Below are 22,268 nucleotides of genomic sequence, written 5' to 3'. Positions count from 1 at the left end.
ATAATGGTTGGAAAAGAAGCTTGGTAAGGAGAGGTTAAATGGAGAATGAAAACGCAAGGAAATCAAAGCAAGCTGTCCTGTTCTTCGGCGCCTTGACCTTTTTCGTCGCTGCCACATTCATCAGCCTCTATGAAGGAAGCCAGCTTGATGATATTTCCTGGGAGTGGCCGTACTCTGCAGTGTTCACCAATTGGTTGGGTGGAGGAGTGGGCTCGGCAGATGATATCCTGGCCATCGACTACCTCGTCTACGCCGCAAAATTCGAGCCGTTGTTTCCGCTCGTCATGTTCGTTTCCGGCATGATTTTGTTTCTGCAACTGTCTTTCTGGATATTCAGAAGAAAGAAGGCGACTTTAAGCGTGTTTCTCTTACTATGTGCAATCGCGCTGCTGGTACTCAGCGGGGCGTTGATGGCCTCGCCGACCGCCGGATTGGAATTGTTTTCGAGGGTTTTCCTTGGAACCGGCATCTTTATGATAATTTTCACCATCTGGTGGTTAATTAAAGCAGGGAAGCTGCCGTCTTAAAGCGGTTGCTTGCGAAATCGTGGAGTTTGTTTGCAGAATCGGCGGCGTAGTTTGCAGAATGCATGAGGTTGTTTGCGGAATATGCGACATTGCTTGCGGAATCCCATATGTTGTTTGCAGAATCGCTCATTTGCGGAATAAAAGACGAAAACGCTTCAGGCACTCACCATGCCTGAAGCGTTTTTTAGGTTTTTACAACAATTCTTCTCTGCCATAGGCCTTTCCCGCGCAGCTCCAATCTGTTTAAAAAGCAAATAGCGTCGTGTCGCACTTGAATTGCAGCCAATCGGGTCTGTAGTTTTTGGTAAGCAGCAAATACTGAGATCTAACTGTGAAGCGCCTGCTGTGCGCGGTGCTTCTGCTCTTTCGCTACATAAAAATCATATTGCGCCGAATTTGCCGCATTGTTGAAAACGGGCGGAGTGGCATTGGCATTCACTTTCAATACTGCATCGTAAGCGACACCGTGAGCGGTGAGCTTGCCAGCTGCTTTATAGTACATATCATCGCCAAAAACCGTATAAGCCAAATGCTTCTTTTCAAAAAACAGCCACCGGATCAATCCCACATCTTCCAACCCCTCTCGAGAACTACGGTCTCCGCTTCAATTCTTCAGCAATCGCTTTCAACTGCTCGTTGCGCTCTTTCGCCAATCTCAGGCCGGTGACCACGGCATAAATCACAAAGCCGAATACCACTAAATAAAAAAGAATGGTCACTATCGGAATCAGGAAGAAAAATTCATTCATCATACACGCACCTCCTCGTACCTGTTATACGGCAGGAGCGAAGAAACGTTTCAAAAAGATTCCAGATACTCCTTCAAGCAGAAGATTAGCGCCTGAAAGGAGGTTTTTTGTCGCTGATCAATAAAAAGTGGTACTATGTCTGTAGATTGGCACAAGAGAAATAGAAGCAGGTGCCGAATGAAGAAGATGTTCAAGTCCAGAATTTTTTCTTATGGGTTACATTTTAAGGGGGTATATTCATGGGAGAAATGTGCAAAGTGTTGATTGTCGATGACGAGATGCTGATCAGGCAGGGAATCATCAATTATATTGATTGGGAACAGGAAGGGTTTCAGATTGTTGGGGAAGCGTCGAATGGCCAAGAAGCGATGGAAATGATCGGGGAATTTTCACCACATATTGTCGTGACGGATATCGTTATGCCAATTATGGACGGCATCGATCTGGTCCGAGAAGCCAAGAAAGCCTATCCTCATCTTGAAATCATTGTGTTGAGCAGTTTTGAAAACTTCGATTACGTGCGTTCGACTTTCCAGAACGGAGTCGCTGATTATATCCTGAAGCCGAAGTTGAACGGCGCTGAATTATTGCGGATTTTGAAGCAAATCGTCAACAGGATACCAGGTTTGCAGGAAGCCGACTCGCTGGAAAAGCCGAAGCGTTCCACCGAAGAAATACTTGAAAATATGTTGCTCGGCTACGACTCATCAGCGGATGGAACGGTCTTTTCCAACAGCCGCTTTGTTTTGGTGCGCATACACGGGAATAACCTGGATCCCGCTCAGCTGAAATCCGTCTTCAACCGGATCCCGTTTGAAGACATTGCCATTTATTCGTTTGCTGCCAGTGATACGGAATCGATGCTGTTGCTGAATTTCAATCCAAATCAACTGGAAGTTATCAAAGGCACGATTGAAAGCCACGCGGCCAAAACGCCGCTTGCCACATGGATGATGTTCGAACCGTTCGAAAAAATCGATGACATTAAACAGGTCCACGATGAAGGCTTCGCGAAGATGAAGAAGTATTTATTTTATCTGCCGGAACAGAATGTATTCGTCTACGACCACCTGCCGGAAGAAAATGAAAAACAAACCAATTTTGATTTGAATCATTTTATCGAGATGTTCAAAGATGGTTTGTTCAATCCGGCTTTTGCTTATCTTGAAAATCATGTGGCGGATTTGGCGGGACGATACAACAACGACAGCTTTGAATTCAAATCGTTTTTAGGGAATATCGTCTTTAACATCATCGTATTGCTGGATGCCATGAAATACGACAACAAGGAAATCGAGCAGAAGAAATACGGTTATTTCTCGGCGATCAACGAAGCGGAACATATTCACGAAGCGTTGGCGCAATTCAACGCATTCCTGGAAGAAGTGCGGACCAACATCCTGTCGCTTAATAAAGCAGCAGACCAGGCCAACAACATCGATAAAATCCTGGCGTATATTGAACAGCATTACACAGAACCGCTCCGTCTGTCTGAAATCGCCAGCCATTTTCATTTCAATGCGTCTTACCTGTCTTCTTATTTCAGCGCCCACCATAAAGAAGGGTTCAGCGAATACCTCAACCGGGTGCGGATCAAGAAGTCCATGGACCTCTTGGAAAACAGCCTGGTCACCATTTCGAACATCAGCGGAATGGTCGGCTATTCGGATCACAGCTATTTTTGCAAAGTGTTCAAACGCATAACCGGGACGTCGCCAGGCAGTTACCGAAAGGAGTTCCGTGCCCGACATGAAAATGAAGAAAATGGCCTTTCTCATCTTACGAAATAACAGCCTGTTCATCAAAATGTTCCTGATCATGATGCTCAGTATCGTGGCCGTATCTTTATTGATCACCTTCAGCTCGATCCGGATGTCTTCCAACTTGTTTATGGAAACCTTCAGCATTTCAAACACGAAAGCCCTGGAACAGATCGAAATCAGATTCGAAGATTATAGTTTTGCCATCGTCAATGCCACGAATGAAGTCCAGAACAACGGCACCATCAAAAAAGTATTGACGCAGGAAAATACAAACGCTATCGAAACATCGAAATCCTATCACGACATCAGCCGGCAGATGGAACGCATTTATCCGACGGTCGAGTCCTACGACACCAATATGATTGTGCTCGGCAACAACGAACGCCTGTACAATATGAATTATTCCAATTGGCCGGTGTCTTGGGACGTACTGCGAAACCATCCCATAACGAAGTACACCATCAATCGGCCCAATACGCTGCTTTATCAATTTATGCCTTCTACGTCGTTTAATGACAAACCGATGATTGTGGCCACAAAAGCACTCATGGAACGGTCGACCGGCGAAATTTACGGCGTGCTGTATTTTCCGATTCTCGAAGAGCAATGGAAAGGGCTGTATGAAGGGTATACCAGTACGGAAAACGAAGTGCTGCTGGTCAACCGGGCAGGGCAGATCGTTTCCAGCAATAAAGAAGAAATGATCGGTGACAAAGCTGATGAGCTTCTGGCATTGGCGGAAAAAGTGGAAGATGAAGGATTGGAATTCAAAGATGTCACCATCTCTGGCACAGATTATATGCTGATGTCGCAATACCTTCCGACCTATGACATGTATTTGGTGAATCTGGTGGATAAAGACGCAGTATTGGCCAATTTGATCAACACCAAAGAAATTCTATTGATCAGTCTGGGCATCGTCTTGTTGGCTGTGATTGTGGTGTTTCTCATTTCCCGGCGGATAACCAACTCCATCAGCCGCTTAGTCAAACAGATTTCCACAAGTGGCAAACACGATTTCACGAAGCCGATTGACGAAACGGGCGGCTACGAAGCCAAGAAAATTGCCAATGCTTTTAATTCCATGCTCAATGAATTGCAGGAATATGTCGGCCTTGTTGTCCAGGCGCAGCAAAAACAGCGTTCTGCGGAACTGATGGCGCTGCAGCATCAAATCAATCCGCATTTTCTTTACAATACTTTGGCTTCCATCAAATTTATGATCCAGCAGGGCAAAAAGGAAAAAGCGACGGATATGATCCATGCGTTGATTTCGTTATTGCAAAATGCCCTGAGCAACGTCGACCAAACCATCACCGTCGAACAGGAAATAAAAGACTTAAAAAATTATGTGCTGATCAATCAGGCGAGATACGGCGAAGGCATCAAAGTGAATTTCTTCATTTCGCCCGATTGCTTGGATTACCAGTTGCCGAAGCTGATTCTTCAACCGTTTATCGAAAACGCTTTTTTCCACGCGTTCAACATCCAAAAAGAAGGCTTTGTCCAAATCCTGGTTTCTGAAAAAGGAGGCAACCTGTTATGCGAAATCGTCGATAACGGCGATGGCATGGAAATCAAAGGCGACCATACCAAAGAAGACATTAAAGAGAAACGCCACTTGTTCAGCGGCATCGGCATCCGCAATGTCCATGAGCGCATCCAGATGCTGTATGGAGAAGAATTTGGCGTAGAAATCACCAGTGAAATAGGAAACGGCACAAAAGTGAAAGTCGAATTGCCGCTTCAGATTTCCGCAAAACCTAAAGAAATTACCAGCATCTAAGAATAGTTCAACTAAATTATCGGAAAGTTTGAAATATCTAAAAATTATCAAACAAACACCTAAAGATTGTGCTAACAATCTTTTTTTTTGTGTCGTTATACTGTAGACAAGGTGCAAAGTTAAGCGCTTACAAAAAAGGGGGATTTTCAATGAAGAAATTTTATCTTATGCTTGTGCTGCTTGTCGGTATGGCAGTTTTAGCGGCTTGTTCTTCCGGGGATGAAGAAGCAAGCGGCGGCAGTTCAGAAGGTTCATCAAGCGTAGACGCCATTACCGCTTGGGCTTGGGATCCAGCATTCAATATTGCCGCTCTTGAAAAAGCAAAAGAAGCTTACAGCGGAGACGGAGATTTTGAAGTGAACATCATTGAAAATGCGCAAGACGATATCATTCAAAAATTAAACACAGGACTTAGCTCGGGTACAACAAAAGGAATGCCGAACATTGTGTTGATCGAAGATTACCGTGCACAAAGTTTCCTTCAGGCCTATCCGGATGCTTTCCATCCATTGACGGATGTCATCAACTCAGACGACTTTGCGGATTACAAAATTGCCACAACCAGCTTTGACGGCGAACAATACGGATTGCCATTTGACTCAGGGGTTGCTGGATTGTACGTACGCACAGATTATTTGGAAGAAGCGGGCTACACACCCGAAGACCTGACAAATATTACTTGGGATGAATACATCGAAATCGGTAAAAAAGTAAAAGAAGCAACAGGCAAAAATATGCTGACATTGGACCCGAACGATTTGGGTCAAATCCGTATGATGATTCAGACAAATGGTTCATGGTATGTGGATGAAGACGGTTCAACGCCAAACCTTGCAGGCAACGAATCACTTGAAAAAGCATTTGAAACATACAAAAAGATGATGGATGCGGATATCGGAAAAATCGTTTCTGACTGGAGCCAGTTTGTCGGTGCCTTCAACAGCGGCGATGTAGCAAGCGTTCCAACAGGAAACTGGATCACGCCAAGTATTAAACAAGCAGCAGATCAATCAGGCAAATGGGCTGTCGTACCAATGCCGCGATTGGACATGGAAGGCGCAGTCAACGCTTCTAACTTGGGCGGCAGTTCTTGGTATATCTTGAACGTCGATGGCAAAGAACAAGCAGCTGATTTCATGCTGAACACATTTGGATCGAATGTTGATCTTTATCAAACACTGGTAAAAGACATCGGCGCTCTTGGAACTTACTCCGCGGCAGCTGAAGGCGATGCTTATGCAGTTGAAGACGAATTCTTCGGCGGGCAGCAACTTCTTACTGACCTGTCTTCATGGACAGACGAAATTCCAGGCGTCAACTACGGTCTACACACATATGCAATTGAAGATATCCTGGTAACAGGAATGCAGGATTATTTGAATGGCACAGAGCTTAAGACAGTACTTGAGAATGTCCAAGGACAAGCTGAAGCACAACTCAAATAATTGATTGGAATTAACTAAAGCCTTGAGTTGCCGCCGATGAACTGGTAGAAGTGCTTTATCGCTCACCAGCCAGGCACAGCTCAAGCTTTTTTTATAGGAGGAATGAGAAAAATGAGCCAGCAATCTACAAAAAAAGGTGAACTGGATCTCCCGGTCAGCTTGCGCTATAAAGAGACAAGACGCGAAAAAAACGGTGTATTCTTCAGGAAAAAAGTCGGTTGGCTGTTTGTCATTATCTCCGTCATCGCTATCACAATCTTCAACTTCTACCCGATGGTCCAAGCATTCCTGCTGTCATTCCAATCAGGGATGGGTGGGAACTTGGAATATGTCGGCTTTGACAACTGGCAGCGATTGTTCGGTGATCCGACGTTTATCGCAGCGCTAACCAATACATCAATCTACTTGCTCATTCAAGTACCCTTGATGATTGTCTTGGCGTTATTCTTCTCGGTCTTGTTAAATGATCCGAAATTGAAATTCAGAGGCTTTTTCAGAATCGCGATTTTCTTGCCCTGTGTCACGTCACTGGTTGCCTACTCAGTTATCTTCAAGTATTTGTTCGGCATCGATGGCATCATCAATCAATTCCTGCTGAACTTCGGTTTTATTTCACAAACGATCAATTTCCTGGCCGATCCGTTTTGGGCGAAGGTGGTCATCATCCTTGCCATCACATGGAGATGGACGGGCTATAACATGATTTTCTATTTGGCGGCATTGCAAAACGTCGACAAGTCAATTTACGAAGCGGCAAGAATTGATGGAGCGAACGCTTTCCAGCAGTTTTTCCAGATTACGGTTCCGATGCTGAAGCCGATCATTTTGTTCACATCGATCACGTCCACCATCGGTACCTTGCAGATCTTTGATGAAATCGTCAACATCACCGACGGCGGACCCGGGAATGCGACGATTTCGATTTCGCAATACATCTACAACCTGTCGTTCGAATACACGCCTGACTTTGGTTATGCGTCAACCGTATCTTACGTCATCGTGATTTTAGTGGTAATCCTTTCGATTATTCAATTCAGAGTGGCGGGTGAGAAAAAATGAAAAACTTGAAAAGCATCTTCATCTACACGTTTCTAAGTCTCGCAGCCATCGTTTCCATTTTTCCGTTCCTGTGGATGCTTGTCAGCATCACCAATAAATCGGTGGATGTGACGCAAGGACGGTTGATTCCGGGAACTCATTTGATTGAAAACATGAAGACTTTATTTGCGACAGTGGATATTGTCCCGGCATTGATGAACTCGGCGATCATCGCAATCATTACGACCATTTTGACGCTGTTGTTGGCATCGCTTGCCGGCTATGGTTTTGAAATCCACCGCAGCAAAGGAAAAGACATCGTCTTCAACATTTTGTTGCTGTCGATGATGATTCCGTTTGCGGCGATCATGGTTCCGCTTTACCGTATGTTCGGCAGCATCAGCGACACAGCACCATTCCTTGGCATCGACTCGCTCGGCGCAGTCATTTTGCCGACGGCGACGACCGCGTTCTTCATCTTTTTCTTCCGGCAGAACACGAAGATGTTCCCGAAAGATTTGGTGGAGGCGGGAAGAATTGACGGGTTGAGTGAAATCGGCGTCTTCTTCCGGATCTACATGCCGACAATGAAAACGACGTACGCAGCAGCGGCCATCATCTCGTTCATGAACAGCTGGAACAACTACCTGTGGCCATTGGTCATCCTGCAATCACCGGAAAAAAGAACAATTCCGTTGTTGATTTCAAACCTGGGCTCCAGCTACGCACCGGATTACGGCGTCATCATGTCAGCCATCGTCATCGCCACTTTGCCGACTGCACTTGTCTTCTTCCTCATGCAGAAGCATTTTGTTGCAGGAATGATGGGGTCGGTTAAGGGTTAAATAGTAGTCAGTTATATCCAATTAGTAGCTGACTACTGCTGTTATACACCGCTTCGGCCGCTTTGGGTAGGCTCCTGCGCAAGCTCGTCGCAAAGGAGTCACCAGGGGTGCCTGGCAACCTCCTTGGCTCCCGCAAGAAGCCAGGAAAACCGCCTGTCTTCTTGCTTCGCCTGGCCCTTGGATGCGCCGGCACTAAGAGATTTACTCTGCTAGCTATGACATTGTATTTTTCATCAACTTACTTATTGATATGGAGCAAAACGGCGGAGACGCCTGCGGGATAGCGAGACAGCCGAGACCCCGCAAGGAGCAAAGCGACTGAGGAGGCTTGGCGCTCGCCCGCGGCAAGCACAGCTGTTTTGCGGAATATCGGCAATCGGAGCTTACTAATTCAACTTATTTTAGGAGGTAAATTGTGCCGATTTTATATAATGACTCCACTCAAGAGTTTCATCTACAAACAGAAAAAGTGAGCTATATTTTCAGCGTTTTGGACAATGGCCAGTTGGGACAGCTTTATTATGGCAAGAAGCTGCGCCAGCGGGAGTCGTTCCAGCGCTTGTTTCATGTGGAGGCGGCTCCGAATACGGCTTGTGTCAATGAAGGGGATTTGGTTTTTTCATTGGATTTGATCAAACAGGAATATCCGGCCTACGGGGCGACGGACTTCCGGGAGCCGGCTTATCAGGTGCTGCAGGAAGGCGGCAGCCGGATTACGGATTTGGTTTATCAGGACCACCAGATCTTTAAAGGCAAAAAGAAACTGGAAGGCTTGCCCGCTACGTATGCGGAAAGTGATCAGGAAGCGACCACTTTGGAGATTTATCTGTATGACAAAGAAATCGATTTGGAGCTCCGGCTTTCTTATACGGTGTTTGAAAAGTCCAATGCGATTGCGCGTTCTGCACAGTTCATCAATCGCGGGCAAAGGGATTTAAATTTGACTAGAGCATTGAGTGCCAGCATCGATTTGCCGGATTCAAATTTTGAGATGGTGCAGTTGTCGGGTTCGTGGGCACGGGAACGGCACATCAAAAACCGCAAATTGGTGCCGGGCATCCAAAGCATTGCCAGTACACGCGGGACGAGCAGTGCCCAGCAAAATCCGTTTCTTGCCTTGAAACGGCCGGAGACGACGGAACATCAAGGCGAAGTGTACGGCATGAGCCTGGTCTACAGCGGCAATTTTCTGGCGCAGGTGGAAGTGGATCATTACGATGTGACGCGCTTGATGATGGGCATCAATCCGTTTGATTTTAATTGGCTGCTGGAAAGCGGCGAAAGTTTCCAGACACCGGAAGTGGTGCTCGTGTATTCAGATGAAGGCTTGAATGGCATGAGCCAGACTTTCCATCAGCTGTACCGTACTCGCTTGGCGCGCGGGAAATGGCGCGACCGGGAACGTCCGGTGCTGATCAACAACTGGGAAGCGACGTATTGGGATTTCAATGATGAAAAAATATTGGAGCTCGCCAAGTCGTCCAAAGAATTGGGCGTGGAATTGTTCGTCCTGGATGACGGCTGGTTCGGCAAACGCGATGACGACACCACGTCTTTAGGGGATTGGTCGGCAGACAAGCGCAAGTTGCCGAAGGGCCTTACGCAATTGGCGAAAGACATTACCGGCTTGGGCATGGAATTCGGCCTTTGGTTTGAACCGGAGATGGTCTCGAAAGCCAGTGAGTTGTATAAAACCCATCCGGACTGGGTGATCCATGTGCCCAACCGGAAAATGTCGCATGGCCGAAATCAGTTTGTGCTTGATTTTTCCAGACAGGAAGTCGTGGATTTCATCCATAAGATGATGGCGAAAGTCTTGAGGGAGACGCCGATTTCGTATGTGAAATGGGACATGAACCGCTACATGACAGAAGTCGGCTCTTTGGAATTGCCGGCCAACCGCCAGCGTGAAGTGGCGCACCGCTACATCCTGGGCGTCTATTCCTTGTATGAACGGCTGACGACAGAGTTTCCGCATGTCTTGTTCGAATCCTGTGCGGGTGGCGGGAGCCGGTTCGATCCGGGCTTGCTGTATTACGCGCCGCAAGGCTGGACCAGTGACGACACCGATGCGGTTGAACGCCTGAAGATTCAATACGGCACGTCGCTGGTGTATCCGCTCAGTTCAATGGGCGCCCATGTATCCGCGGTTCCCAACCATCAAGTAGGCAGGATGACGAGCTTAGAGACCCGGGCAAACGTCGCTTATTTCGGCGCATTCGGCTACGAACTCGATGTGACGGCGATGACCAATGAAGAAAAAGAAGAAGTAAAAGAACAAATCGCTTTCTACAAAGAAAACCGGTCGCTCATCCAGCAAGGCCAGTTTTACCGGATCGAAAGCCCGTTTGCGGAAGATGGCAATCAAACCAGTTGGATGGTCGTATCAGAAGACCAAAGCGAAGCAATCCTCGGTTATTACCAAGTCTTATCTCGGCCGAATCCAGGGTTCACCCGCATTTTCTTTAAAGGACTGAACCCGGAATTTGAATACACCATCGAAGGAATAGACGACACCTTTTTCGGAGACGAATTGATGGGTGCTGGTCTGCAGCTGAACCGGTACCGAACGGACCACCATCCGGCCGACTTTTCGTCGGTTGTTTATAAAGTAAAGCGGGTGTGAGTAAAGAGTTTTACAGATAGAATAACTTTTAAAATCGCGCCGGTCGCTTAGCTCGTGGACGCGTCGGTGCTAAGTGAGTGCTGTAAAAAAGAGACTATATTTGTTTTGCGGAATATCAACACTAAAAATATCTCCACCTACATAGGAGGCGTCGACGTGCTGACTGTTAAAAACGATTCGTTTTATTTTGAGGGCGAGCCTTTCCAGATCTTGTCGGGCGGCATGCATTATTTCCGGACGATGCCCGAACAATGGGAAGACCGCTTGCTGAAGCTGAAGGCTTTGGGGCTGAATACGGTGGAAACCTACATTCCGTGGAATTTCCACGAACCGAAAAAAGGACAGTTCAACTTTTCGGGAATGGCGGATATCGAACGCTTTATCGAGCTGGCGCACACGCTCGGGCTGTATGTCATCCTGCGTCCGGCGCCGTATATCTGCGCGGAGTGGGAAATGGGCGGCTTGCCGTCCTGGCTGCTGAAGCACAAAAGCATGGTCATGCGAAGCAGCCATCCGTCTTTCTTGAAGCATGTGGAAGATTACTTCAACGAATTGCTGCCGAAGTTCAAAAAGCATCTCTACCAAAATGGCGGGCCGGTCATTGCCATGCAGATCGAAAATGAATACGGTGCGTACGGAAATGATCTGGCTTACCTTCATTTCTTTAAAGAACAGTATGAAAAGCATGAACTGGATACGTTCTTGTTCACATCAGACGGTCCGGACTTTATTCAACAAGGCTCGCTGCCGGATGTCACCACTACCTTGAATTTCGGTTCGCGGGTAGCGGAATCATTCGACGCACTCGAAACGTTCAAAGCCGGTTCGCCGAAGATGGTGGCGGAGTTTTGGATCGGCTGGTTTGATTATTGGACCGGTGAACACACAGTGCGGAGCGGGGACGATGTGGCTGCGGTCTTTAAGGAAATCATGGAGAAGAACATCTCCGTCAATTTCTATATGTTCCACGGGGGCACGAACTTCGGTTTCATGAACGGCGCCAACCATTACGACATCTATTACCCGACGATCACCAGCTACGATTACGACAGCTTGCTGACGGAAGGCGGAGCGATCACCGAGAAGTACAAAGCGGTCAAGAAAGTCCTGAGTGAGTACCGGGAAGTGCCGGCGGATTTCGAGGAGACGGCAACGGCGGAAGCTTATGGAGAAGTGGCGCTTTCAGAGTCTGTCAGTTTGTTCGATGTCCTGCAAAACATCGGCGAAAAAGTCGAGCACATCGTGCCGCTGGCGATGGAAGACATCGATCAGGCCTACGGCTATACGCTGTACCGGACGACGGTCAACCGCCAAGGCGAATTGAAAGTCAACTCGGGCAACATCCGCGACCGGGGGTTCATTTACATCAACGGCCGTTATATCACCACAACCTACATCAACGATCTAAATAAAGAACTGACCCTGGAGTTCCCGGACCCGGTGAACACGCTGGAGATTCTCGTGGAGAACATGGGGCGCGCCAATTACGGGGAGCATTTGACAGATCCGAAAGGGCTCGTCAAAAACCTGTGGCTCGGCGAACAATATTTCTTCCACTGGGAAATGTACAAAGTGGAGCTGGACCGTTTGCCGGAAGCCTATGAGCTGAGCGGCGAAGACCGCTTCCCGAAATTTTTCCGTGGTTCGTTTGATGCGGCAGAAGGGCTGGACGCTTATGTCGACACCGAGGGCTTCACCAAAGGCAATGTCTTCATCAACGGCTTCAATCTCGGCCGCTACTGGAATACTGCCGGTCCGCAGCAACGCCTTTATTTGCCGGGCCCATTGCTGAAAAAAGAAAACAATGAAATTGTCGTGCTGGAACTGGAAAACACGGCGACTGATAAAATCCACTTGCTGGACCAGCCAAAACTCGGCTAAACACTATTGAAGCAGAAGGGATGGAATAAAATGATCAACGATAAATTACCGAAGATTTGGCATGGCGGGGACTATAACCCGGAACAATGGGATTCAAAAGAAATCTGGGACGAGGATGTCCGGATGTTCAAATTGGCTGGAATTGATGTGGCGACGTTAAACGTCTTTTCATGGGCATTGAATCAGCCGAATGAAGATACCTATAATTTTGACTGGCTGGACGACAAAATCAACCGCTTGTATGAAAACGGCATCTACACGTGCCTAGCCACAAGTACAGCCGCGCATCCGGCGTGGATGGCGAAGAAATACCCAGACGTATTGCGTGTGGATTTCTACGGCCGTAAACGCAAGTTTGGCAGCCGCCACAACTCCTGCCCGAACAGCCCGACGTACCGCAAGTATTCCGAGAAAATCGCTGAAACATTGGCGGAGCGCTATAAAGACCACCCGGCTGTCTTGATTTGGCATGTGTCCAATGAATATGGCGGCTACTGCTATTGCGACAATTGCCAGGACGCGTTCCGTGGCTGGCTGAGCGACAAATACGGCACGATCGAAAAGTTGAACAAAGCATGGAACACCGGATTCTGGGGGCATACGTTCTACGAATGGGACGAAATCGTCGCACCGAATATGCTGAGCGAAGAACGCGAAGACAACGTCTCCGACTTCCAGGGGATTTCACTGGATTACCGTAGGTTCCAATCGGACAGCTTGCTTGATTGCTACAAGCTGGAGTACAACGCGATCCGCAAGCACATTTCGAACACGCCGATCACCACCAACTTGATGGGCACCTACCCGATGCTGGATTATTTCAAGTGGGCGAAAGAAATGGACGTCGTATCCTGGGACAACTACCCGGCGATTGATACGCCGGTCAGCTACACGGCCATGACACACGATTTGATGCGCGGATTGAAGAACGGCCAGCCGTTCATGCTGATGGAGCAGACGCCGAGCCAGCAAAACTGGCAGCCGTATAATTCCTTGAAGCGCCCGGGCGTTATGCGTTTATGGAGCTACCAGGCAATCGGCCGCGGCGCAGACACCATCCTGTATTTCCAGCTGCGCCGTTCAGTCGGGGCTTGCGAGAAATACCACGGAGCGGTCATCGAACACGTCGGCCACGAAAACACGCGTGTGTTCAATGAAGTCGCCCAATTAGGAAAAGAATTGAACGGCTTATCCGATACCTTGCTCGATGCACGCGTCAACGCCAAAGTGGCCATCGTCTTTGACTGGGAAAACCGCTGGGCGACGGAACTGTCGAGCGGCCCTTCTGTATCGCTTGATTATGTCAATGAAGTCCATAAATACTATGACGCATTGTACAAATTGAATGTCCAAGTCGACATGATCGGCGTCGAAGAAGACTTGAGCCAATACGATGTCGTCATTGCACCGGTTCTGTATATGGTGAAAGAAGGCTACGCAGCGAAAGTCGAGGCCTTTGTCGAAAACGGCGGAACTTTCCTGACGACGTTCTTCAGCGGCATCGTCAACGAAACCGACATCGTGACACTTGGCGGGTATCCAGGCGAATTGCGCAACGTGCTCGGCATTTGGGCGGAAGAAATCGATGCGCTGCACCCGGACGAAACCAATCAAATCGTCATGAAAGAAGTACGCGGCAAGATGAGCGGCAAGTATTCATGCAACCTGTTATTTGATTTGATCCACACAGAAGGCGCAGAAGCGGTTGCGGAATACGGCTCTGACTTCTATAAAGGCATGCCGGTCCTAACCGTCAATAAATTCGGCAAAGGAAAAGCGTGGTATGTGGCATCAAGCCCAGATACGGAATTCCTCGTCGACTTCCTCAAGACAGTGTGCGATGAAGCAGGTGTTGAGCCACTGCTTGCCGTACCGGAGGGCGTTGAAACCACTGAACGCGTAAAAGACGGCCAGACGTATTTGTTCGTGTTGAACCACAACAACGAAGAAGCAACGATCGAATTGAAAGATGACCAGTACAGAGAAGTGCTTACGGATGAACAAGTGAGTGGCAATCTGGTGCTGAAAGAAAAAGGCGTATTGATTTTGGCGAAGGTATAATAACGCACGTTCCGCTGTGAAAAACGCTTAAGTTTATATACTGTCGAACTAACCTGCTCAGGAATTTCCTGCTGAGCGGGTTATTTTGATGGATTTATGCAAAAAGCAGAAGAGGGCGTCCTTTTACACCAAAAAATCCTCGAAACTCATCACCAGCTGCATATCTATAAGCCATATTCGCTGATTCGGCGAGAGATTTAAGCGTTGTTTGCGGAAAACGATGGTTTGTTTGCGGAATAAAAAATTTGTTTGCAGAAAACCAGGTTTATTTGCAGAATAAAAGCCATTGTTTGCAGAATACCGCACTTTGTTTGCACAATGATTCCTCCAGTCGAAAATAGGCTTGTGAGAGGGGTCCTGCTTACCCGTAGCCAAGCAGTGAAACAAGTATGTGGAGAACGGAAGTTTTCAGGAAGGAAAACGGGCTTTCATTATCGAATATACTGCTAACTTATCTATTCGGACTAAAAAAGGAGAGGTGGGACCGATGAAAAGAGTGGGAAAATTCTTTTGTGTGAGCGCAGCGCTATTGCTGTTGGCGGGCTGCGGTGAAGAGGATGCGCCGATCATGGACGCTTCAAAAGCCAGAGGCGAGCCGGAGGAAACGGCATTGGAAGAAGGCGGAAAAGAAGGAGCAGGAGAGGAGGATTCTACGGTGGCGACTGACTCAGGTGAAGATGCCTTATCCGAGTATTCCAGCAAACAGATCGAATACGCCAGAGTGTGGCTGCAGCTCGGACCGAATCAGGAAATAGACGGGCTTTACGTCCAACAAATCCCTGAAGGTACTCTACTCAATCCTGACGATGACACGAGCGCCGCTTATCCGGAAGCGGTCATTCAACTGGCAGGCTCGCGCTTGGTGGATGGGTCTGTGACGTATAGCGGAAACGGGGACGGCACAATCACTCTGTACAATGTGCCATTGCGTTGGGATGGCGAGTATCCTGCAGGGGAAGATTTCTACAACGACATCATCGAGAACACTGAGCTGGTGGAGATTGAGACCGGAGAAGATGAAGAAGTGATCCGGTTGATTGAGCTGTTGGAAGAATAACAGCTGTCGATCATCACTGTTCGTTGTTCAGAGACAAACATGTCGGGGAGGTTGAATATGGACCGGCTTTCATCAGAAGAACAGCCATTGCAGATGAAGCGTTGGCCGAAAAAGACCATAGCGGCAGGCTATCGCCATACTGTCGCGCTCCATTCGGATGGTACGGTGACTGCGGTGGGCGATAATAAATACGGCCAATGCCAAGTGAACGGCTGGCGTGACATCACAGCGGTGGCAGCGGGAACGGGCCATATCGGAAATTCCCATACGGTCGGACTCCAAAAGAATGGAAAAGTCGTCGCAGTCGGCTGGAATAAATACCAGCAATGTGACGTAAATGATTGGCTGGATATTAAAGCGATCGCCGCAGGATGGCGCCGAACACTCGGACTGAAAAAGGACGGAACGGTAGTGGCAGTGGGACAGAATAACGAAGGGCAATGCGATGTAAGTGATTGGCGCGAAATCGTCTCGGTTTCTGCGGGTGACTGGCATACCCTCGGACTTCAAAGTGATGGGACAGTGGCGGTTGCAGGAAACAATCGTTACGGACAAGGCAATGTGAAGGACTGGCGTGACATCGTTGAAACGGGAGCGGGCTATCTTCACAGCGTTGGACTCCGCTCGGATGGAACTGTCGTGGCTACTGGGTTGAATAAAGATGGACAACGCGATGTAGACGGCTGGCGAGACGTTGTGGAAATAGCAGTTGGCAGCAATCACACGATCGGGTTGAAGGCTGATGGAACAGTGGTGTCTGCCGGGCGAAATACTGAAGGGCAATGCGAGACGAGTAGCTGGCACAATATTGTAGCGATCTCGGCAGGCAGTGCTCATACGATTGGTCTTAAAGCAGATGGAAGTATGGTAGCGGTGGGGCGTAATGATGAAGGGCAGTGTGAGGTGAGTGGGATTTAATAAACATAGTTGATTAAACCTTCAATAAAATAAGTTTTCATATAATGAAATGTAGAATTACAACAAAACCCCTTTCAAGCAGCAGGACTGCCTGGAGGGGGTTGAATTAATTGCCATTCAATCATCTGTATCTTCTAATTCAACCTCTAATTTGCTAAGTTCCAGAAACATGTTCTGAAAGCCCGAGTCTTGCCAGACCAGATTATAAGTTTCCTCAGGTATATGAACAAATTGACTTTGCTTTAAATCATACAATCGATCTTCACTCTGGTTAAATAAAAAAGGGTAAAGCATGAAGTCTTTAACATTCGCTGTGACAAGAATGCTGTCTTCATAATAAGCACTATAAAGAATACGAGAGTCTGAAACACCACCGTATGCGATAGAGAAATCGCCAAGAGCATTCCGGAAATTGGCCCGCAGATATGCAGACATTATTCTGACATGATGTTCCAATTTTATCGAAACAGAAGGGGATATTTCCTGGCAATTAGCTAAAAGACGTTGGATTTTATTATTTTCTCTGTCAGACAAGATATAAGATTGTACCTCTAATTCCCTTTTAACTTCTGCAGGAACGAGAATAACCGCCTCGCCTTTTTCTATTTCTTCTTTTGCAGTTTTCCAAAAATGAACAGCTGCTCTCCGTAGATTAGTGTCGCCATTATTATAGGCGTGGTAACGAAAAAAATTCGTATCTACTGTATACTGCTTGAATTCAGCCATAGCTAGCTTATTCTTCTTCCTGTAACTGATTCAGCATTTCATCAGCAAAACCAAGTGACTGATTTTTAATCCGAGCACGTTTTTCAATAAACCGTTCCCAGTTAGGCTGATCCATTAATTGTTTGGTCTCAATCCGCCATTTCCCGCTGCCTTCGAAAGTTTGTTTCGCCAACAGTTTCCCTTCGCTGCAATGTCTACGGACCATTTGCTGGCTGACACCTATAATGTCTGCCGCATCGCGTACAGTTACATATGGGGGGAGGTTGTATTCCTGACTTAGTGCCTCAAACGCCTCTTGTTTTTCATCTTCTCCAAGTTCATTAGTTCTTCTTTTTAATTCCCGTTCTACTTCTTCGGCTATTCTCATGAGTTGCACATACTCTTTTACCCGCTTATTTTTAATCGCTTCATCAGAAGGGCGGGGTTTTATGTTATCGAGTAGATTAACCATAGTAATATCTCCTTATTACCTTTTTTTCAATTATACAACTATTTACAAAGAAACTAAAGAAATAAACGAAACTTTCGAAACTTGTATTCAGTTATCTATCTTACGGGAAACTCGCTGCTGATTAAGATATTGTGTAGTGATATGTAGGCTGTTTTAATCGAATAAAGGCAAAAAGATTGGACGATTCACGCTGTCCAATCTTTTGGGGGCATAAAATCAAATTCTTTATATTACTGAAGCAACTGAACCTTCTCAACCGGCGAAAATCCTTGGGTCTTCCGGAATTTCATATTGTGCTGGAAATTTGCCATTGAATCTGAACAATCAATGGCTTCAAAATTCAGGCTGTTCAATGTGGCTTTATCAAAACGAACAGAAAGAATCGGAAGGATATCTGTTCTGCCGGTTGAGGTGTCCAAAACTTCATCCATCGCATGGACAACAATCAGATCAAAAGGCAGGATGGCGAACATATCTCGGGCAATACGGATTGCACAACTGCAGACATAATCCTGTGTAATGTCATAGTATTTGGTTTTCGGCATTTCTTTGACGGTTAACTTGCCGGTTTTTGTCAGAGATTTTTGTTCTGTAGGAACGATATCTTTTGAATGAACATTGAATTCAACCTCAAGTGTTTTAGGATCCTCGATAATAAATTCAAAACCGCTTCCGAATTCCAGCAGGTCGTCCAGTGGTGAAAGCTCTTCGATAACTTGTAGATAAGCATCTATGTCCTGCTGCAGAATACGGTTGGCCAAGCGGGTGGTTCGAATGAGTTCTTTCGATTCTTCAGCATCTTTTTCTCTTGCCAAAGATACTTCCTGACGTAACTTCTCTTCTTCTTTATTCGCTGTCTTCAGCATCTTTTGCATCATAGAAGGCTTGAATGCATTTAGTTTTTCCTGTGCTTCAAGCTCGTGGAATCCAGTTTCTTTCAAGTGATGGGGGTGCTTGGATCGACTGATGTCAAACCAATCAAAATGATCGTCACATTCCTTGTGGATAGAATGTATCAGATCGATTTTGTTTTCAAAAACCTGTACTTCGTACCGGGCTCTTTCCAGCTCTTCCTGCTTAGCAATTTCTTTTTGTTGCCGGGCAAGTGCTTGTCTGTTTTGTTGAGCGGCACTTTTATAAGTACGGTTTGAATTGGATCGGCTTGAACTGGTTCTGGTCGAAGATAACCCAGTGCCTGGAATGCTGACAGTTGTTCGTCGTTGTCCACGTGAATTCACCGAATAGCGAAGCCCTTTTACTCCAACGCTTGCACCGATTCCTCTGCTCGAAACATTAACTCGCATACCTGGAGCCACTTTAAAACTTTTTCGAAACTTCATAGCCATCCAATCCACTCCTTTTCCCAAATTGTAAAGGTATTAACCAAATATAGGAAGTAGTAAATTTGAATTTTTTTATTTTTTAAACAGAACAATTTTTCATTTGAAACAGCAGTGTATCAAGTATTAGAGCGGCAATCTCCAACATGTCTTTATTTCAAGATAATAAAAAATCTCAGAAAACTTAGTTTAGTCATTGCACGAAGTAATGGAATATTGGTACAATAACTGATAACGCTTACACCATGAGAGGAGGAGAGGGCAGGAACGTATTCTGCTCTCGCTAGCCAAATGAAGAATACCAAGCTTTTATACATTGTTGGGATTACCTTAGTTGCTACATTAGGTGGCCTGTTATTCGGCTACGACACGGCTGTCATCTCTGGCGCAGAAGGTGCGCTGCAGACGTATTTCACGGATAGCCTGGGACTCAGTTCCTTTATCCACGGATTGACGGTTTCCAGTGCATTGATCGGCTGTATCATCGGGGGATTTTTATCCGGTACGTTCTCTTCGAAATTCGGCCGGAAACTCACATTGATCATCGCTGCATTTTTATTCCTGGCTTCGGCACTCGGCTCTGCTTATCCGGAGTTCCTGTTCTTCACACCAGGTGAGCCTTCCATCGCTTTACTGGCGACATTCAACTTCTACCGGATCATCGGCGGAATCGGAGTCGGGCTGGCTTCTGCCGTTGCACCGATGTATATTGGGGAAATTGCACCTCCGAACTTGAGAGGACGTCTTGTCGCCTTGAACCAATTCGCCATCATTTTCGGTATGCTGGTCGTTTACTTCGTCAACTGGGGAATCGCAAGAGGCGAGAGCCTGGCGTGGATCAACGAATTGGGCTGGAGATACATGTTCGCTTCTGAAACGATTCCGGCTTTATTGTTCCTTCTATTGCTGTTTTTTGTTCCGGAAACACCGCGCTACCTCGTTTCTCAACAGAAAGACGACAAAGCCATGGACATTTTGTTGAAAACCTACGATATGACCATGGCAAAAGCGACTCTGTATGAAATCAAAAATTCCTTTGACCACAAAAAGGAAAAGCTCTTTGCCTACGGCAGAGGAATCATTGCCATCGGGATTTTGCTGTCGGTATTCCAGCAATTTGTCGGCATCAACGTAGCGCTCTATTACGCGCCGCGAATCTTTGAAAGCATGGGCGCAGGACGCGATGCTTCACTCATGCAGACCATCATCATGGGCTTGGTCAACGTCATCTTCACAGTCATCGCCATTGTCACTGTAGACAAAGTCGGCCGCAAGCCGCTGCTGATCATCGGTTCCATCGGGATGACCATCGGGATGTTCGGTGTAGCCGGACTGGCGTACTTCGAACAGATCGGCACCGCCACACTGGTCTTCATCATCATCTATACGGCATCATTCATGATGTCCTGGGGACCGGTCGTGTGGGTCTTGCTGTCTGAAATCTTCCCGAACAAAATCCGCGGACAGGCATTGGCGATTGCCGTGGCTTTCCAATGGGCAGCCAACTATTTCGTCTCTTCCACTTATCCGCCGATGATGGAAATCAGCGGTGCAATGACTTACGGAATCTATGGCCTCATGAGCCTCCTTTCCGCGCTGTTTGTCTGGAAGTTCATTCCGGAAACCAAAGGCAAGTCGCTGGAAGAACTCGAAATCATCTTGAAAAAATCACAAGCCGAAAAAGCAGTAACCAATCAATAAAACGGCACCGAGCCGCTCTGACCAGGGAAAGACTGGTTGGAGCGGCTCGGTTTTTTAAGTTATAGGGGTATAAAAAATTTAGGTTGGAGCATCTGGTGGAAATAAAAGAGAGTAAAAGAAAAAAACAATACTAACTTTTTTATGCAGTTCATCTCTAAATAGGTTGATGAGAATCTAGCAGGTATAGTTACTTATTATTCTAAGAAGAAGTTGGATTAAAAAGATTTAGTGATTTTGAATCTATCTTATTTTACTAGTTTTCTGTAAATATAAAGAAGAATAGTTGATTGTATATAGAAAAAAATAGGATTCTATAGTATATTTACCTATAGAAGGTTGAAAAATGATAAAAGAATAATTTTTCAACATTTTTCAATTATGAAGTTTAACTTGTTTGGTATTCCTTCTAATTAATAGCAGGCGGCCGCTGACAGTATAGTTGATTACATTATTATTTGCGACTCAAAATGAAGGAGGATTTGATTATGATAAAAAAATGGTTTATTCCAATTATCATCAGTTCTGTAGTTCTAGCAGGATGTGGATCCGATACCGCAGAGGTTAACGAGGAGTCCGAAAACACAACAACAGCTAGTGAAGAGACATCAGCCAATACGGAAGAATCTGAGAGCACAGAAGAGACTGAAGAGGTCGAAGAAGCTGTGGAAGTCGATGAAGACGTACAGGAAGATGACAGCATGAAAGCTACTAATACGTATACCAATAAAGAGTTGGGCATCACTGGAGAAATTGGTCCAATGAAATACGAAATTCCTGGAATTCAGCTGAAAATTATCGAGCCGAAAGACCAAGCGACAGCTGATCTTTTTGAAGTTGCTGTAGGAGATGAAGTACACGCCTTTACTATTCAATTTGCTGGAGAAAATACATCTGAGGAAGACATGAGTTTTTATCTTGACCAAGCCGTAGCAATTACCAATACTAAAGAACAGTTAGATCCTGATATGCTCTTGTCTGAATATATTGACGGAGAATATTTAGGACAGGTTCGTCATGAAGGACATAATGTATACATCTTAAAGAATTCAACAGTAGATGAACTTAAAAGTATTGAATTAAGGATTATGGCTCCGTACGATACTAACTTCGAAACTGTAGGGGAAGACGTTTCACATACAATTGAAGTAAATAAATAAGCAAAATGAAGCGCTGACCTCAAACAATAAAGTTTTTGTTTGAGGTCTTTTTAGGTATATAGGTATATAGGGGTTGAAAATAAATATATGACATGAGTTGCAATAATATTGCGAAAAATTAGTGCTGGTATAGTCAAAAAATGTTAAACTGAAAATAAGTTTCATACAGGATTTTACATATATAGAAGAGAGGAGCA

At 46.2% G+C, this 22,268-nt stretch carries 18 protein-coding genes; 13 read left to right on the top strand and 5 right to left on the bottom strand.

What is annotated here, in order from left to right; translation table 11 throughout:
* Positions 1-38: 38 nt before the first annotated feature.
* Complete coding sequence (locus QMA01_RS14780; protein WP_290215363.1) at positions 39-527, top strand: DUF4306 domain-containing protein; 489 nt, start codon at positions 39-41, stop codon at positions 525-527.
* 325 nt (positions 528-852) lie between these two features.
* Here the strand turns inward: QMA01_RS14780 and QMA01_RS14775 are convergent, their stop codons facing one another.
* Positions 853-1,095: a hypothetical protein gene (locus tag QMA01_RS14775; RefSeq protein ID WP_225218615.1), complete on the bottom strand. Its 243-nt coding sequence runs from the start codon at positions 1,093-1,095 to the stop codon at positions 853-855.
* Positions 1,096-1,117: 22 nt separating this feature from the next.
* Positions 1,118-1,279 carry a hypothetical protein gene (locus QMA01_RS14770; protein ID WP_191716342.1) on the bottom strand — a complete coding sequence of 54 codons (162 nt, stop codon included), beginning with the start codon at positions 1,277-1,279 and terminating at the stop codon, positions 1,118-1,120.
* Between the two features lie 236 nt (positions 1,280-1,515).
* On the opposite strand from QMA01_RS14770, the gene QMA01_RS14765 reads away from it, so the two are divergent.
* The 10 genes from QMA01_RS14765 to QMA01_RS14720 all read left to right on the top strand — a co-directional run bounded on the left by QMA01_RS14765 (position 1,516) and on the right by QMA01_RS14720 (position 16,696).
* Positions 1,516-3,066, top strand: a complete 1,551-nt coding sequence (locus QMA01_RS14765) for a response regulator transcription factor (RefSeq protein WP_290215362.1) — start codon at positions 1,516-1,518, stop codon at positions 3,064-3,066.
* Positions 3,026-4,825 (top strand): sensor histidine kinase, encoded by a 1,800-nt coding sequence (locus QMA01_RS14760; RefSeq protein WP_290215361.1) that lies wholly within the window; start codon positions 3,026-3,028, stop codon positions 4,823-4,825. Before QMA01_RS14765 ends, QMA01_RS14760 begins: the two co-directional genes overlap by 41 nt.
* 149 nt (positions 4,826-4,974) lie before the next feature.
* Complete coding sequence (locus tag QMA01_RS14755) at positions 4,975-6,270, top strand: ABC transporter substrate-binding protein (protein WP_203341089.1); 1,296 nt, start codon at positions 4,975-4,977, stop codon at positions 6,268-6,270.
* A 111-nt stretch (positions 6,271-6,381) separates the two neighbouring features.
* The gene (locus QMA01_RS14750) at positions 6,382-7,329 is read left to right on the top strand and encodes a carbohydrate ABC transporter permease (protein ID WP_290215360.1); all 948 of its coding nucleotides are present in this window, start codon (positions 6,382-6,384) and stop codon (positions 7,327-7,329) included.
* Positions 7,326-8,153 carry a carbohydrate ABC transporter permease gene (locus QMA01_RS14745; RefSeq protein WP_191716338.1) on the top strand — a complete coding sequence of 276 codons (828 nt, stop codon included), beginning with the start codon at positions 7,326-7,328 and terminating at the stop codon, positions 8,151-8,153. The genes QMA01_RS14750 and QMA01_RS14745 overlap by 4 nt, the downstream gene beginning before the upstream one ends.
* A gap of 415 nt (positions 8,154-8,568) precedes the next feature.
* On the top strand, positions 8,569-10,779 hold the full coding sequence (locus tag QMA01_RS14740) for an alpha-galactosidase (protein ID WP_290215359.1): 2,211 nt from the start codon (positions 8,569-8,571) through the stop codon (positions 10,777-10,779).
* Positions 10,780-10,935: 156 nt separating this feature from the next.
* Positions 10,936-12,660 carry a glycoside hydrolase family 35 protein gene (locus tag QMA01_RS14735; RefSeq protein ID WP_290215358.1) on the top strand — a complete coding sequence of 575 codons (1,725 nt, stop codon included), beginning with the start codon at positions 10,936-10,938 and terminating at the stop codon, positions 12,658-12,660.
* A 30-nt stretch (positions 12,661-12,690) separates the two neighbouring features.
* Positions 12,691-14,721, top strand: a complete 2,031-nt coding sequence (locus QMA01_RS14730; RefSeq protein WP_290215357.1) for a beta-galactosidase — start codon at positions 12,691-12,693, stop codon at positions 14,719-14,721.
* 487 nt (positions 14,722-15,208) lie between these two features.
* Positions 15,209-15,778, top strand: coding sequence for a hypothetical protein (locus tag QMA01_RS14725; RefSeq protein WP_290215356.1), 570 nt, complete (start codon positions 15,209-15,211; stop codon positions 15,776-15,778).
* A gap of 57 nt (positions 15,779-15,835) precedes the next feature.
* Complete coding sequence (locus QMA01_RS14720; protein ID WP_290215355.1) at positions 15,836-16,696, top strand: RCC1 domain-containing protein; 861 nt, start codon at positions 15,836-15,838, stop codon at positions 16,694-16,696.
* A 117-nt stretch (positions 16,697-16,813) separates the two neighbouring features.
* Here QMA01_RS14720 and QMA01_RS14715 read toward each other — a convergent pair whose 3' ends face one another.
* The 3 genes from QMA01_RS14715 to QMA01_RS14705 all read right to left on the bottom strand — a co-directional run bounded on the left by QMA01_RS14715 (position 16,814) and on the right by QMA01_RS14705 (position 19,219).
* Positions 16,814-17,422: a PIN domain-containing protein gene (locus QMA01_RS14715; RefSeq protein WP_290185472.1), complete on the bottom strand. Its 609-nt coding sequence runs from the start codon at positions 17,420-17,422 to the stop codon at positions 16,814-16,816.
* Between the two features lie 7 nt (positions 17,423-17,429).
* Positions 17,430-17,873, bottom strand: a complete 444-nt coding sequence (locus QMA01_RS14710; protein ID WP_290215354.1) for a helix-turn-helix domain-containing protein — start codon at positions 17,871-17,873, stop codon at positions 17,430-17,432.
* A 230-nt stretch (positions 17,874-18,103) separates the two neighbouring features.
* Positions 18,104-19,219, bottom strand: coding sequence for a DUF4236 domain-containing protein (locus QMA01_RS14705; protein ID WP_290215353.1), 1,116 nt, complete (start codon positions 19,217-19,219; stop codon positions 18,104-18,106).
* 285 nt (positions 19,220-19,504) lie between these two features.
* Here QMA01_RS14705 and xylE point away from each other — a divergent pair, with 285 nt between their 5' ends.
* Together xylE and QMA01_RS14695 are read left to right on the top strand one after the other, a co-directional pair.
* Positions 19,505-20,914: a D-xylose transporter XylE gene (gene xylE, locus QMA01_RS14700; protein ID WP_290215352.1), complete on the top strand. Its 1,410-nt coding sequence runs from the start codon at positions 19,505-19,507 to the stop codon at positions 20,912-20,914.
* Between the two features lie 485 nt (positions 20,915-21,399).
* A complete protein-coding gene (locus tag QMA01_RS14695; protein WP_290215351.1) occupies positions 21,400-22,071 on the top strand; it encodes a hypothetical protein in 672 nt (223 codons plus the stop codon).
* The last annotated feature ends 197 nt before the right edge of the window (positions 22,072-22,268 follow it).

Origin of the sequence: Planococcus notacanthi (genome assembly GCF_030407825.1) — a bacterium.
Classification (GTDB): domain Bacteria; phylum Bacillota; class Bacilli; order Bacillales_A; family Planococcaceae; genus Planococcus; species Planococcus notacanthi.
This window is presented reverse-complemented; position numbering and strand designations above follow the sequence as displayed.